This window comes from Gilliamella apicola (genome assembly GCF_000599985.1).
In the GTDB taxonomy this organism is placed as follows: Bacteria; Pseudomonadota; Gammaproteobacteria; order Enterobacterales; family Orbaceae; genus Gilliamella; species Gilliamella apicola.
This window is the reverse complement of the sequence record NZ_CP007445.1, coordinates 903,178-918,412: the sequence shown is the minus strand read 5'-3', so window position 1 is coordinate 918,412 and position 15,235 is coordinate 903,178. Positions and strand designations below refer to the sequence as shown.

General features: G+C 34.0%; 10 protein-coding genes and 1 pseudogene. 5 read left to right on the top strand and 6 right to left on the bottom strand.

The genetic code is table 11. From position 1 onward, the window contains the following. Positions 1 to 4: 4 nt before the first annotated feature. Positions 5 to 1,357 carry a metalloprotease PmbA gene (pmbA, locus tag GAPWK_RS04200; RefSeq protein WP_025315035.1) on the bottom strand — a complete coding sequence of 451 codons (1,353 nt, stop codon included), beginning with the start codon at positions 1,355 to 1,357 and terminating at the stop codon, positions 5 to 7. Between the two features lie 77 nt (positions 1,358 to 1,434). Between pmbA and yjgA the strand changes: the two genes are divergently transcribed. The 3 genes from yjgA to cspE all read left to right on the top strand — a co-directional run bounded on the left by yjgA (position 1,435) and on the right by cspE (position 3,184). Beyond that, a complete protein-coding gene (yjgA, locus tag GAPWK_RS04195; protein ID WP_025315034.1) occupies positions 1,435 to 1,971 on the top strand; it encodes a ribosome biogenesis factor YjgA in 537 nt (178 codons plus the stop codon). A 65-nt stretch (positions 1,972 to 2,036) separates the two neighbouring features. Continuing rightward, the gene (gene ppa / locus GAPWK_RS04190) at positions 2,037 to 2,567 is read left to right on the top strand and encodes an inorganic diphosphatase (protein ID WP_025315033.1); all 531 of its coding nucleotides are present in this window, start codon (positions 2,037 to 2,039) and stop codon (positions 2,565 to 2,567) included. A gap of 407 nt (positions 2,568 to 2,974) precedes the next feature. Next, entirely contained in the window at positions 2,975 to 3,184 is a 210-nt protein-coding gene (gene cspE / locus GAPWK_RS04185; RefSeq protein WP_025315032.1) for a transcription antiterminator/RNA stability regulator CspE, read from the top strand. 139 nt (positions 3,185 to 3,323) lie between these two features. Here cspE and gapA read toward each other — a convergent pair whose 3' ends face one another. The 3 genes from gapA to GAPWK_RS14455 all read right to left on the bottom strand — a co-directional run bounded on the left by gapA (position 3,324) and on the right by GAPWK_RS14455 (position 7,295). Next, positions 3,324 to 4,319 carry a glyceraldehyde-3-phosphate dehydrogenase gene (gapA, locus tag GAPWK_RS04180; protein ID WP_025315031.1) on the bottom strand — a complete coding sequence of 332 codons (996 nt, stop codon included), beginning with the start codon at positions 4,317 to 4,319 and terminating at the stop codon, positions 3,324 to 3,326. A gap of 948 nt (positions 4,320 to 5,267) precedes the next feature. Then, positions 5,268 to 6,413 (bottom strand): DUF3800 domain-containing protein, encoded by a 1,146-nt coding sequence (locus GAPWK_RS04175; RefSeq protein WP_025315030.1) that lies wholly within the window; start codon positions 6,411 to 6,413, stop codon positions 5,268 to 5,270. A 606-nt stretch (positions 6,414 to 7,019) separates the two neighbouring features. After that, entirely contained in the window at positions 7,020 to 7,295 is a 276-nt protein-coding gene (locus GAPWK_RS14455) for a hypothetical protein (RefSeq protein ID WP_025315029.1), read from the bottom strand. Between the two features lie 594 nt (positions 7,296 to 7,889). On the opposite strand from GAPWK_RS14455, the gene mutS reads away from it, so the two are divergent. Then, on the top strand, positions 7,890 to 10,448 hold the full coding sequence (mutS, locus tag GAPWK_RS04165) for a DNA mismatch repair protein MutS (protein WP_025315028.1): 2,559 nt from the start codon (positions 7,890 to 7,892) through the stop codon (positions 10,446 to 10,448). 128 nt (positions 10,449 to 10,576) lie between these two features. On the opposite strand, the gene dld is transcribed toward mutS, so the two are convergent. Beyond that, a complete protein-coding gene (dld, locus tag GAPWK_RS04160; protein WP_025315027.1) occupies positions 10,577 to 12,292 on the bottom strand; it encodes a D-lactate dehydrogenase in 1,716 nt (571 codons plus the stop codon). A 1,132-nt stretch (positions 12,293 to 13,424) separates the two neighbouring features. Between dld and GAPWK_RS04155 the strand changes: the two genes are divergently transcribed. Then, entirely contained in the window at positions 13,425 to 14,855 is a 1,431-nt protein-coding gene (locus tag GAPWK_RS04155; protein WP_025315026.1) for a sodium:proton antiporter, read from the top strand. Positions 14,856 to 14,877: 22 nt separating this feature from the next. On the opposite strand, the pseudogene GAPWK_RS14450 reads toward GAPWK_RS04155, so the two are convergent. Next, a pseudogene (locus GAPWK_RS14450) lies at positions 14,878 to 15,033 on the bottom strand (carbohydrate porin); the annotation flags it as partial. Positions 15,034 to 15,235 lie beyond the last annotated feature (202 nt).

Here is a 15,235-nt window from a genome sequence, read left to right as displayed (position 1 = left end):
TTTATTATCTTCCAGCTATGCTTATGTTTTCAATTAAAATTGATCCGCATTGAATATTACTTCTTGTTTCAAGGTCATTCCCTATCGCCACGATATTTTGATACATATCTTTGAGATTACCTGCGACAGTAAATTCATTGATTGGATACTGTATTTGACCATTTTCCACCCAAAAACCAGTTGCTCCGCGTGAATAATCTCCAGTGACATTATTAACACCATCCCCCATTAAAGAGGTCACAACCACACCTTTATCCAATTTGGTTAGCATTGCATTAAAGTCTGCATCTGTTTGACTTGATGACACTAACCAATTATGTATACCGCCAGCATGTCCTGTTGATTTCAGACTCAATTTTCGAGCTGAGTAATTACTCAATAGATACGTTTGTAAAACGCCCTGCTCAATAATATTACGTTTAACGGTTTTTGTTCCTTCACTATCAAATGGTGAAGAACCAATTCCTTTTAAAATAAAAGGATCTTCCAAAATAGTTAACCAAGATGGGAATATTGTTTTACCCACACTATCTAACAAAAACGAAGATTTACGATAAATTGCACCACCACTAATTGCACCAACCAAGTGCCTAAATAATCCAACCGCTACATCGGCACAAAACAGAACGGGGACTTGCATGGTCTCAATTTGTTTCGCTCCTAAATGGGCAATCGTTTTTTCAGCTGCCTGTTGACCAACCCATAATGGTGATTTTAGATCGTTAATGTCTCGAGATGAAGTGAAAGCATAATTGCGCTCCATTTGCTCATCTTTTTTTGCAATAACTGAACAAGATAGTGAATGAGAACTTGCACAATAACCATTCAACATGCCTAAACTATTTCCATACATATAAATACCATAACGGCTTCCAAAATGACCACCATCACTATTTAATATCTCGGGATAAGCTAAAGCAGCTTCTTCTGCTTGTTTGGCTTGCTCTATGGCTTTATCTACATTCAAATCACTAGGATAAAAGAGATCTAAATCAGATGCATCAAATGCCATCAAATCCACATCACCTAAACCAGAATAAGGATCGGGTGAAGTATATTGCATAATGTTGATGGCCATATCAATGGTTTGGGCTATCGCTTGCGGGGATAAATCATTCGTTGAGGCACTCCCTTTACGTTGGTTTTGATAAACAGTAATACCTAATGCACCATCGCTATTAAATTCTACGTTTTCAGTTTCACCCATACGAGTGCTGATACTTATACCCGTGGATTGATTAATTGAAACTTCAACCGAATCAACTCTTGGTTTAGCTTGCTCAATAGCATGAGCAACAATAGCGGATAAATTTTCTTTTTGGGTTAAAGCGTCTTTCTTGATTTGTTCTATACTCATTTTATTATTTTCTACAATTCTGCTAGTGATACGTTATAATAAGCCAGAATTGCATTTTAGTTAACAAAAGAAATCATATGAATCAAAATCAAGAGACAATCAAAGAACCAAACTTAGCTGTCGACGAAATCGAAGATGAGATCATTTACGTCAGTAAGAGCGAAATCAAAAGAGATGCTGAAGAACTTAAAAAACTCGGAATCGAGCTAGTTAATCTAAGCAAAAATGAAATTGTTAAAATTCCTCTTGATGAAGATTTACTTTATGCTATCGAATTAGCGCAAAAAATCAAAAAAGAAGGTTATAGAAGACAAATTCAATATATTGGTAAGTTGCTTCGTAGTCGCGATATCGAACCAATAACCCTTGCTCTAAACAAACTTAAAAATCGCCATAATCAACAAGTAGCAATATTTCATAAATTAGAAAAGTTGCGTGATGAACTTATTGAAACGGGTGACGCTGAAACTATTATTGGCTTATTTCCAAATGCCGACAGGCAACAATTGCGTACATTAGCTCGTTTAGCTAAAAAAGAGTTGCAATCCAATAAGCCACCTAAAACAGCAAGACAAATTTTTCAATATTTAAAAGAATTGAGCGATACAGAATAAGTTTTATAATGTACGCTCATTACTGATGAACTAAACTATTATTAATCTAGATAGAGGATACAAAAATGGGACTTTTAAATGTACCAGCTGGTAAAGAATTACCCGATGATATTTATGTTGTGATTGAAATTCCTGCCAATGCAGATCCAATCAAATATGAAGTAGATAAAGATACTGGCGCAGTATTTGTTGACCGCTTTATGGCAACAGCTATGTTTTATCCTTGTAACTATGGCTATATCAATAACACATTATCTCTTGATGGTGATCCTGTTGATGTATTAGTCCCAACTCCATACCCATTACAACCAGGTTCAGTTATTCGTTGTCGCCCAGTTGGCGTATTAAAAATGACCGACGAAGCGGGTGAAGATGCTAAATTAGTTGCAGTACCACATACTAAACTTTCAAAAGAATATGACCATATTAAAGATGTTGAGGATTTACCAGAATTACTAAAATCCCAAATCAAACACTTTTTCGAACAATACAAAGCACTCGAAAAAGGTAAATGGGTTAAAGTTGATGGATGGGAAAACGCAGATGCAGCTCGTAAAGAAATTATCGAATCTTTCGAAAGAGCTAACAAAAAATAGACTTAAATAAAAAATTTACAAAACTTATATTAAGTAAACGTTAAAAAAAGAGTCGCTAAAAAATATTTAGTGACTCTTTTTTTTAGGCTTAACTTTGACTTTCGAAATAAATATTATTTTTTCGTCATATTTTAATTGCGTTATATCAAATTAAGTCTATTTTAAACAAAAATTTATATAAAACGGCACTCTAAGATGAAAAAATTGTCATTAATATCTTGCTTTCGATTATAATTTATGCGGTAATAGTAACAGACTTATGACGTAGTATTTTATTATGAAAACGATTAACTTTTTTTATGGAATGTAAATCATATTTCTAGTTTTGAGTTGAATTAATAATACTAAGTGAAGGTCTATTCGTGCCGTAAAGGCAAATTATTAATTATTGTTAGGATGTCTAGTAAATGAATAAGAAAACAGGCCAAGTAAAATGGTTTAACGAGAGTAAAGGTTTCGGTTTTATAACCCCTGCCGATGGAAGTAAAGACGTATTTGTTCACTTCTCAGCTATTTCCGGTGACGGATTTAAAACATTAGCTGAAGGTCAACAAGTCGAATTTGCTATCCAAGATAGCCCTCGTGGACCTGCAGCAGCTGAAGTTGTTGTTATTTAACTAAATTCTTTATTAGTATGAAACCAAAAGCCCATTTTAACTAATGGGCTTTTTATTGTGCTTACAAATTAGTAGCAATCTTATAATAAAAAAAGCGACCCAAAGGCCGCTTATTGAAATAAGTAAGAATTGCTTCTAATTATTTAGAAACTACAGCGATTAAATCTAATACTTTGTTAGAATAACCTACTTCGTTGTCATACCAAGCAACAAGTTTCACAAAAGTATCACTGATTTGGATACCTGCTTTCGCATCAAATACAGAAGTACAAACTTCACCTAAGAAGTCAGTTGAAACAACTGCATCTTCTGTATAACCAAGAACGCCTTTCATTGGACCTTCAGAAGCTGCTTTGATAGCTTTACAGATATCTTCGTATTTAGCTGGTTTAGCTAAACGTGCAGTTAAATCCACTACAGATACGTCTGGAGTAGGAACACGGAAAGCCATACCAGTTAATTTACCGTTTAATTCAGGGATAACTTTACCTACAGCTTTAGCAGCACCAGTTGAAGATGGGATAATGTTTTGAGCAGCACCACGACCACCACGCCAATCTTTGTGAGATGGACCATCAACAGTTTTTTGAGTAGCTGTTGTTGCGTGAACGGTAGTCATTAAACCTTCAACGATACCAAAATTATCATTGATAACTTTAGCTAAAGGCGCTAAACAGTTAGTAGTACATGAAGCGTTAGAAACGATATCTTGACCAGCATAGTCTTTATCATTAACACCCATTACGAACATAGGAGTGCTATCTTTAGAAGGACCAGTTAAAACAACTTTCTTAGCGCCAGCTTGGATATGTTTACGAGCAGTTGCATCATCTAAGAAAAGACCAGTTGCTTCAGCAACAACATCAACACCTACTTCATTCCATTTTAAGTTTGCAGGATCTCTTTCAGCAGTAACGCGGATAGTTTTACCGTTAACAACTAATTTGCCATCTTTAACTTCAACAGTACCGTCGAAACGACCGTGAGTTGAGTCATATTTAAGCATATAAGCCATGTATTCAACATCTAATAAATCATTGATAGCAACGATTTCGATGTCTGAACGTTTTTGAGCTGCACGGAAAACAATACGACCAATACGGCCGAAACCATTAATACCTACTTTGATTGTCATAACAATTACCTTCTTTTTTGTGTTTTTAAATGTAAAAAATCTTTGCTGTAAGCTATCAAATTTTAACAGTTTATTCAAGATCATTCGATCAATTTAGACACGAATTCATTAAATAGTTTTAACAAGAAATTATTGCAATAAGATGATTAGCAATAAAATCATTTACTTACTCAAAACAACCAACCTACCAAAATAGATAACTAAAAAATAGTACCTAAAATTAAAACAATAATGACTGCTGACTCAATTACATCGCCATAGCCAATCTACAATGCATAAACTACGTACTTTATTAATATATGTATTTATTAATGCTTAAATTTAAGCTCAAAAAGTTCAGCTTTTCACGTCCAATTGTATAGATAGATTAAAAATAAATTAAGGTAAGACCGCCTGTAAATAATTACAAAATACTTGCATATCTTCAGATTTCATATTGAGGGATTCTTATTGATGTTTATACAACATAACTATCTACATCGACGCCTAAATTTTTATATAAACTGATTGACCATTATGTGCAATTGGTTATGTAACTTAAAGAGTTCAAATTGAAGTTGTTTAGTACAATTGCCAAAATTGAAGTTTTAAACTGATTCAATAATTATCTAGCAATTTAACTTTACTCCATACGTATCATTAGGTGTAGGTGCGGCATTTTTAAAATATGAACGTATAGGAATTGTTTCTCTTGGTGATAATGAAGATGTTGTTGCCGATTAAAAAAATAAAACACATTTTGTTTATGCTACAAGTATCTGCAGTAACTATAAGATAACTGAAAATTGGTCGGCTAATATCCTCGCTCGTTATACTTACAGTAGCAAGATTAATGTATCAACCGACGATAATAGTGCAAAATCAGAATTAAAACTGAGTACAACGGATTTAATGATTAGGGTTCGTTATAGTTTTTAATTAATAAAGGGCTAATATAGCCCTTTATGTTTATTCAAAGAAACTACTTTTTTCGTTCATGAATAAAATACGATCAAAGATTTTAAACAAAGAATCATTATGTTTCGGAGGTAAAACAAAGTTAATACTTTTTTGAGAATATAGATGGGCTATTATGCGAATCATAATGGTATGTTCATTCTCATCTAAATCATTTTTACGTCCAAGAAGAAGAGGAATAGCTTTATTTATAAATCCAGCTACAACATCTGCTACCTGCAATCCAATTGTGGCTTTATCATTTTGAAACTTTAAACTAGATATATTAGTGAAAACAAAATCGGAATAGCCAAACTTTTGGCTCTCCCCAATAGTATTATCTGCTGCATTATCATGGTAATATTTTACTATATTATCAAAATATGATTGATCATCATGAATAAATTCAACCTCTGATAAATTCCGATGAAATAAATTATTTATTCGAGCATGAATATTACAAAAACTACTTATGTACGGAAGTATGCCAATTAATTGCCCTTTTTTACTCATATCAGGAAGCGGGAGGAAATATGTATATGCTTCTCTATCCAAACTTTTATCTTCTTTAAATTCACCAAAAATATCAATAGTTTCAGTTACAGATTCAACAATATATTCTGAGAGCGGATCACTCACATTTTTTGCTAAAATAAGTAACTCCTCAAATAGTTCTTTTAAACCGGCTTCACTTGGATTTCGAGCAATATTAGTAAACTTAATTAAAAATTCAAGTGTTATGTTGTCATAAACCCATTGACATAGCACCTTATGAAGAATTTCACTTTGTTCTGCATCCCTTTGAAAATATGGTGGATTTACAAGGCAGATTACAATATTAGCACATATAAGATATTTTTTATCAACAAGTTCTATAATAAAAGTGCTCTCCTTATGGATTTGTTTGAACAGTTCGTAAACAAAACCAATTTTTTTCCCCAATAAGCCATTAATCTTTGAAAATTTTAATTCTGGTGCTTGTATTTTGTATTTTAATTTTAATTTTTCTATGTATTCCTCAAGGTATTTTATGTGTGAATCCTGCAAACTAACACAAGCTAACGTAAAATATTTTTGATTACTGAAGTTATTATTTTTTTCTGATACAACTAAGTCACCAGTATTGCCACTTTCATCAATATAAAATTTTTGTTTCACACAATACCTCATCAAAATTATAAAAAATAATTTATTTAAATTAAAAAGAAAAAGAACTTAAGCAATTCAAATAATCTCTCCCATTTCTTTAACTATTCTCGGCATTGCATTCATTATAATAACTATGCAGATCATAAGTTCCATCAATTCCTTTATGTGAATGCCCTAACAAAGCCTCTGCAATGTCACTAGGGCATTATAAATTTAATAATCCAGTTAGTACACTTCGACGTAGATCATGTGGAGTCCTGTGAGCAATATTCAATATTTCATTATCACGCCGTAAACACAATGTATATTCGGTCAGTTTTTTTGTGATAACGGTTTACAAATCAGTGGTGAAATAAACAAATATTCTTTTGTACTGGTTGATTTTATCTCTTTCAGTAAACTAATGACATAGTTTGATAATTGAACATACTACTCAGTTTCGGTCTTAGTTAACTTGATATGAAAGATTTTTTATAAAAATCAATATAGTTCCAATTCGTATCACACCATTCAACTGTACGACATCCTGTATAAAGTGTCAGCATAAAAATATACTCGACTTTATCAGAAAATTTGTTGTCAGGGAGCCAAATAAGGGATTGTTTCAATTCTGATTCAGATAATTCTCGCTTTTCCTTTTTGAGATGTTAATTTAAATTTTATCGTGTTAAGGCTATTTTTTGCCAAGACAACGGGATTGATAAAACTACTATTAATTTTACCTAAGCTAATGATAAATTCATAAACAGCATTTAACTCCCTTAATACATTACCAGCTTGATCGTTCGCACCATATTCAACAATTGACATAATCAAATCAATAATATCTTGTCTGGTGATATCTGTTTTAACAACATTTCCCCAATCTTTTACAACATCTGCATATAACATTCGCCTGACTTCATCTTGACTTTTAAGTTTACGTGTACCTACAATCAGTTTTCCATCACTTGTGAGATGATCTTCAATTAACTGAGTTAGGTAGAAATCAATTATTGTTTTAAGTGTAAAATGGTTACTTTCAGTTGTTCTTGTTATAATTGTGCGTGCTGCTGTTTTTGCTCTTCTTGCTCACTTGTAGGATAGCGCCCCTAATTCTCGTATTTGTTTTAACTCTTGAAGCTTTAACCTCGCTTCGGCTAATTGTAGTTGAGGAAAACAACCGATTATCATTTCGATTAGTTTACCGTCTGTTCGTCAATATCGATAAATAAAACGCTTTTTACCAGTTTTTGTGCATTCTATTCATAACCCTCAATCTTCTTTCACAACAGTTAATGGCTTTTAAGTAGGTCTCATCTTTAGTATAGCCTGATGAGATGATCCATTTTTTTCATCATTTGCCATAAAAAATGCGTTTGGTTATACTTTTGGTTACACTAATAATTGCGCATCTCTGCATTTTTATGAGATTTTATGATTCTTAGTGTAACAAACAAAATTAATCAACCAATTGAGATATAAACAATAAAAAGAAATACCACCATGATAAACGAAGACAATTTTGACAACCATACTCCAATGATGCGACAGTATCTTAAGTTAAAAGCTGAAAATCCCGATATTTTGTTGTTTTATCGTATGGGGGATTTTTATGAGATGTTTTATGATGATGCCAAGCGTGCCTCACAGCTTTTAGATATTTCGTTAACTAAACGTGGCGCTTCTAATGGTGAACCTATTCCTATGGCTGGTGTGCCTTATCATGCGGTTGAAAGCTATTTAGCTAAATTAATTTCCCTTGGTGAATCGGTTGCAATTTGCGAACAAATTGGCGATCCTGCGACAACTAAAGGTCCTGTAGAGCGAAAAATTGTCCGTATTGTAACACCGGGTACAGTCAGTGATGAATTATTATTAGAAGATCGTAAAGATAATTTATTAGCATCAATATGGCAATCAAAAAAGCATTATGGTTATGCCACACTTGATATTAGTTCTGGACGATTTTTTATTTTTGAAACGGAAAGTTACGAGTCAATGCAGGCTGAATTGCAGCGCACCAATCCGGTCGAACTACTTTATCCTGAAGATTTTCAATCAATGGCTTTGATTGAACAACGTAATGGATTAAGACGTCGCCCAATTTGGGATTTTGACCTTGAAACCGCCAAACAGCAACTTAATTTGCAATTTGGCACTAATGATTTAGTCGGATTTGGAGTAGAAGATTGCAGTTATGCACTTAGCGCAGCAGGCTGTTTACTGCAATATGTGAAAGATACACAGCGCACCGCCCTACCGCATATTCGTTCAATCATCAAACAATCAGCTTTAGATTTTGTGGTACTTGATGCTGCTACGCGACGCAACCTTGAAATCACCGAAAATTTATCTGGAGGTACACAAAATACGGTTGCTGAAATTTTAGATAAAACCCAAACCCCAATGGGTAGCCGTATGCTGAAACGCTGGTTACATGCTCCTATTCGTAACGTAACCTTATTACAAAACCGACAGCAAGCGATCAGTGAGTTACAAAATCATATTGATGATATTCAACCATTGTTAAAACTGATTGGCGATCTTGAACGAATTTTAGCTAGGCTTGCATTACGTACCGCTCGCCCACGTGATTTTGCCCGTTTGCGTGATGCATATAACTTACTGCCTCAAATGCAGCAATTACTAAACCAACTGAGTGCGCCAGCTTTAGTTGGTTTGCGAGCTAAAATCAACCAATTTGATCACATTGCAGATATTTTAACGCGAGCAATTGTTGAAGCGCCTCCGGTAATAATTCGTGATGGTGGAGTCATTGCAGGTGGTTACAATGCCGAACTGGACGAACTGCATAATCTTGCAGAAGGTGCCACGAATTACCTAGAACAACTAGAAATAAGAGAACGTGAAACCTTAGGTATAGACACACTCAAAGTAGGGTTTAATGCTGTACATGGTTATTATATTCAAATTAGTCGAGGACAAAGCCATTTAGCGCCTATTCACTACACACGACGCCAAACGCTTAAAAATGTTGAGCGCTACATCATTCCAGAGCTTAAAGAGTATGAAGATAAAGTCCTCACCTCAAAAGGTCGTGCTTTAGCACTTGAAAAACAGTTATATGATGAATTATTTGATTTACTTATGCCACAGCTTGCCGATATGCAACTGAGTGCCGATGCTATCGCTGAACTTGATGTACTCACTAACCTTGCTGAACGGTCGCTAACATTAAACTATCAACAACCAACGCTTGCAAATAAAGCGGGAATTAATATAAAAGATGGTCGACACGTGGTGATTGAACAAGTATTACAAACCCCGTTCATCGCCAATTCTCTGCAATTATCGCCTGACAGACGGTTATTAATTATTACTGGGCCAAATATGGGTGGGAAAAGTACTTATATGCGCCAAGCAGCCTTAATTGTTTTACTCACCTATATTGGTAGTTTTGTACCTGCATCACAAGCAATCATTGGACCAGTTGATCGCATATTTACTCGAATTGGTGCATCGGATGATTTAGCATCAGGCCGTTCAACTTTCATGGTCGAAATGACTGAAACGGCTAATATTATGCATAATGCAACTGAACAAAGTCTAGTGCTAATGGACGAAATTGGACGCGGTACTTCAACTTATGACGGACTATCCTTAGCTTGGGCATGTGCTGAAAACTTAGCAAACCAAATAAAAGCGATGACGCTCTTTGCTACCCATTATTTTGAATTAACGCAATTACCTGAACATATGCAAGGCGTTTATAACATTCATTTTGATGCTATAGAACATGATAACACGGTAGCCTTTATCCACGAAGTATCTGAAGGTGCTGCTAGTAAAAGTTTTGGTATTGCGGTAGCAGGATTAGCAGGCGTACCAAAACAAGTATTAAAACGCGCCAAACAAAAGCTAAAAGAGCTTGAAATCATTTCAAAACAAACTGCGAATAGTCACGTTGACCAATCGCAACTGAGTTTTGAGACCATAAGCGAACCATCAGAAGTTGAAGAAGCACTCAAACAGGTTGATCCTGATGCTTTATCACCAAAACAAGCCCTTGAAGTGTTATATCAATTAAAGAACATGCTTTAAAACCATATTAAACCAATAAACGATACATACCCAATGTTAAACATTGGGTAATATTTTTATTAGACTCGTTATTACTATATCATTTTTTAATAATGACAATTTTAAGGCTTATAAAATCAGCCCTACTATTACTGCCAATATTTCTTCTTAGATGTTTTACCTATTCCTGGATTAAAGCTATTAGTTGGATCTAGCTCATGATAGAATTTTTTCAAATCCTCATTAGCATGATACAAATGCCCAACATTATGCTCTGCTGGATATTGAGCTCCTCGCTGATCGAGTATTGCTAACATCTCTTCTTCCACTTTACTACAATCAGTACCTTTTTTAGCAATATAATCTTGATGAAATACAGAACAGAAAAAATGACCATAATACAATTTATAGATGAAATGCTGACTAATACTTTCTGGTAACGTTTCGAACCAATCTTTATCATTGCGTCTTAAAGCAATATCCAACGCCACTAAATCCTCAACCGTTTTAGTATGCACATTACGATACACTGTAGCTGCGCCAGCAACGGCAAAACGGTGCAACATTGCAGCCTCTGCTTCTTTATTATTACAACGGAAATAACTGCCATCACGTTTTTCAGCGGTTGAACTATTATCAAAGTAAGATTTCAAAAATGCTTCTGCTTCAGCAATACCTTCATCTGACATTTTTAAAATCAAGTGATGAGCATAACGATCACGATAATCACGCAGAGATTTTGGCAAATGATTTGGCCAAAATTTACATACAGTTACTGCAAATTTATCGGAAAAGCTACCAGAAAAGCAAGGAATTTTACTCATTATTCGGTCGACAAAATTCTTTAATGCATACATCTTTGGTATGGTATCAGTGCCCAGCTTTTGGATCGCCAAAAACAGATGTTTACCATATACTGCAGCTATATCAAAGGCATCTCGATGAATATACTCGCCCGATACAGGTAAATTTTTAAATTGTCCTAAAATATGACGGCGAATATCATCCAATTCATTGGTATTATTCGTCCCAATATAAAACACCGCCGTATTTTCTTCTAAAGGAAACGTATCTAACCGAACAGCAAATACCATCAACCGTCCTGCACTTCCTGAAGCCTCATAGTGACGAGCTGGATCAGCATTATACCTTGCAGGTGTATCAGCATCGATTTGGCGCACATGATCGCAATAATCATGGTCATGCCCTAAACCGGCATCGAGCTGAATATCTTTATCTGAATAATTATGATTTTGAAGATTTTGCAAAATGGTATCGGGATCATTACCTAATTCAATTCCTAAATGATTTACCAATTGCAACTTACCCTGAGCATCAAGCTGAGCAAATACCGCCATTTGTGTATAAGCAGGGCCATGCTGAATCAGTGCTCCTCCTGAGTTATTACACACTCCTCCCATCACCGACGCTCCAATACAAGACGAACCAATGACCGAATGAGGACCTCGCTTATATTTTTTCAACTCTTTTTCTAAACGAAACAACGTACTACCAGGTAAACAGACAACCTGCTCGCCATTTTCGATAACATTAATTCCATCCAAACGACGAGTACTAACAATTACAATTGGGCGATCATAATCATTACCGTCTGGTGTTGATCCTCCTGTTAATCCAGTATTTGCAGATTGAGTAATCACTATGACATCAGCTTCCACACACGCTTTTAATACATGCCACTGCTCAACAAGCGTACCGGGCAAAACCACCGCCAACGCATCGCCTTTACCAAAACGAGCACCTTGACGGTAAAATAAGGTACGTGCAGGATCGGTTAATGTATGTTTCTTACCCACAATGGATTGTAGTTTTTCAATAAACACCGTTGTTTCGTTGCTGTTCATAGTCTTTTTTCCTATATAAAAATTAAAAGATCACCCAAAATCGTAATTGGATATTTTATAACCATGAAAGTAAATAAAATAGACACATATTGTGCTATTAAAGAAAAAAGAGAAAAAAGACAAAATGAATAAATTAGTCCGGAAAAACGTTGAAAGATATATTATCGTTATCGATAAACTAGGCAAACGCAATTATGATTAGGTTAAATTAAAACATTTTGCCTAATACAAAGTGTATTCAAAATGATACGTTGTAATCACATAATAAAAAAGAGCAAAAGCTTTATCATAATTTTTAGGATGACTAATTTTATAAAACAATTCTTTCAACCAATAAACCGTCATTTATAAGACATGCTTATCCCATAATATCTTTTTTCATGGATAGCTGTTATCAAGTTATATTTCGAGAGAATTGCTAACTTTTACTGCCAATAAATCGTTCAACTTTGTAATTTTGGTTTATTCCCAATATTCAGTTTTTCCAACAAAATATAATTAAAATTTGTGGTCTAAACATGATCAAAAAAGGATTAACAGATCTTGTGATTTTATGTTGAGAAATTTTTAAAATTTTATATCAAAAAATTTCACTTCACTAAAACCTACTCATAAGCTCAAATTTTTTGACAAAATAATTGACGACATAACGATAAAAAATATTTTTTAAATATCCATAGAATAATGAATAGAGTTTTAGAGTAAGCAAATTAATACATTAAAGTTAAAAGTTTAATTTAAATTAATTTTGTAAATATTATTCAGATGTCTATGTCATTTAATTTTAAAAGTGTACTGTGCATAAAAAATGAGTACGAATGCTAGTAAATAGTGAAAAGCTAAAACCTTGAATAAAATTATATCTTCTTTTGAATATTAAATAGATACAAAATCCTTAAACGGTATAAACTCCTGAATAATTTTTACAAATAATGAGATTTTATTGATCAATATTTTGTTGATAACACATTGATTAAGACATTGTTATCTTAATAGTCCGATTTAATATACAAACCTCTCCCACTATTTTAATTCAATATTTAATCACTTGTTACCTAGTGTATTATTAGCTTGGTTGGTAAACGTTGTACATTTAGGCTATAATTCTTTGCTTTAGCGCCCGTAATAAGATATGAAAACCCATTTTAATTTATCATTACTATCATCTATTTTATTAATTTTAATGCCGTTTGATATTTATGCAGCGGATTTTAATGGTCATAATTTATCGATTTATTGGGGTGTTCCCTTTGTCGGGATTTTGCTTTCAATTGCGTTAATGCCGCTGTTTTTACCAAGGCTTTGGCATCATCATTATGGTAAAGTCACATTAGGCTGGACGCTGATGTTTTTATTGTCTGCATTGGTAACGTTTGGCTGGCAAACAACGTTAAATCTAACAACACATGCCATTATTGCTGAATTTATCCCTTTTATTTTATTGCTGCTGGCGCTATTTACTGTTTCTGGTGGGATTTTAATTAAAAGCGATGCAATAAGTACCCCAAAAGTAAATGTCGGTTTGCTGGCAATAGGAACAGTGCTTGCATCAGTAATGGGTACAACAGGTGCAGCTATGCTAATGATTCGACCTTTAATTAGAGCTAATCGTGATCGTCAACATGCCGTGCACATTATTATCTTTTTCATCTTTTTAGTTGCCAATATTGGAGGCGGTCTTACACCATTAGGCGATCCACCTTTGTTTATTGGTTTTTTAAAAGGAGTCGATTTTGGTTGGACGGTTAAACATATGCTGTTGCCAGTTTTGCTATCATCAATCTTATTGTTGGCTATTTTTTATGTGATTGATCACAAATATTTTAGTCAGCAATATGGTAAATTACCCGCAACAGGCATGACCTTGTCACACAACAAATCAGTTAAGATTTATGGGATTAAGAATATATTTTTATTAGTAGCAATTATTGCTGGTGTACTTATGTCGGGTATTTGGCAATCACCGATTAGTTTTGAGTTCTTAGAGGTTCATATTGCATTACCAAATTTAGTGCGCGACATCATTTTTGTGATAATTACCATTACATCAATGCTTATTACCCCAAAGCAAGTAAGAGCAGGAAATGAATTTAATTGGGATCCAATTATTGAGGTTGCTAAGTTATTTTTAGGAATTTTTATTACTATAGTACCAGTACTAGCTATTTTAAGAGAGGGTCATAATGGTGCATTGGCACCAGTAGTTGCTTTGGTAAGTGATTCGCAAAACACCCCAATTAATAGTATGTATTTTTGGCTTTCAGGTTTGTTGTCAGGATTTTTAGATAATGCGCCCACTTATTTAGTCTTTTTTAATTTAGCCTCTGGCGATGCTACACTCTTAATGACTACGCTTGAAAAGACTTTGCTTGCAATTTCAATGGGTTCTGTATTTATGGGAGCACTTAGCTATATCGGTAATGCCCCTAACTTTATGGTAAAAAGTATTGCAACCCAAAGCAAAATCATTATGCCTAGCTTTTTTGGTTATATGAAATGGTCAATTGGTATTTTGATTCCAGTATTTATAATAGATAATTTAATCTTTTTTGTGCTGTTCTAAATTAAAATTGCCAATCATTTTTTTAACCAAAATAAAAGCTAGCATTATTTAAATTTTCTTTACCACTGAGATCGACCAGTGGTTGTATTGAAAAAGCAGCATAAGAGTGATTGGCTAACTCACATTTACCGTCTAAACTAATTGAGATTCGACTATTCACTCTCCACCGATCGCCATCTTTGACATCTAAATCGTTTTTACTGTCGTTTTAATGGATGGTTGATGTTTTTTCTTGTAGTATCAATATTGAATTCACCATCACCCTTTAACTTAAGTGCATCTTGTTCTGTCTGACATTCAAATGATGCACGTGTTGGGAGCAAATATAAACATCAGTCTACAACGACAAATTTTAACTACATAGAGCTCTCCTTTTAAAT

What these genes read in the sequence shown, in the direction of transcription:
- cspE (WP_025315032.1), top strand. Translation starts at nt 2,975, where the DNA reads ATGAATAAGAAAACAGGCCAAGTAAAATGGTTTAACGAGAGTAAAGGT.
- GAPWK_RS14455 (WP_025315029.1), bottom strand. Translation starts at nt 7,295, where the DNA reads ATGTTATATGCAGATGTTGTAAAAGATTGGGGAAATGTTGTTAAAACA.
- mutS (WP_025315028.1), top strand. Translation starts at nt 7,890, where the DNA reads ATGATAAACGAAGACAATTTTGACAACCATACTCCAATGATGCGACAG.
- GAPWK_RS04155 (WP_025315026.1), top strand. Translation starts at nt 13,425, where the DNA reads ATGAAAACCCATTTTAATTTATCATTACTATCATCTATTTTATTAATT.
- gapA (WP_025315031.1), bottom strand. Translation starts at nt 4,319, where the DNA reads ATGACAATCAAAGTAGGTATTAATGGTTTCGGCCGTATTGGTCGTATT.
- yjgA (WP_025315034.1), top strand. Translation starts at nt 1,435, where the DNA reads ATGAATCAAAATCAAGAGACAATCAAAGAACCAAACTTAGCTGTCGAC.
- pmbA (WP_025315035.1), bottom strand. Translation starts at nt 1,357, where the DNA reads ATGAGTATAGAACAAATCAAGAAAGACGCTTTAACCCAAAAAGAAAAT.
- ppa (WP_025315033.1), top strand. Translation starts at nt 2,037, where the DNA reads ATGGGACTTTTAAATGTACCAGCTGGTAAAGAATTACCCGATGATATT.
- dld (WP_025315027.1), bottom strand. Translation starts at nt 12,292, where the DNA reads ATGAACAGCAACGAAACAACGGTGTTTATTGAAAAACTACAATCCATT.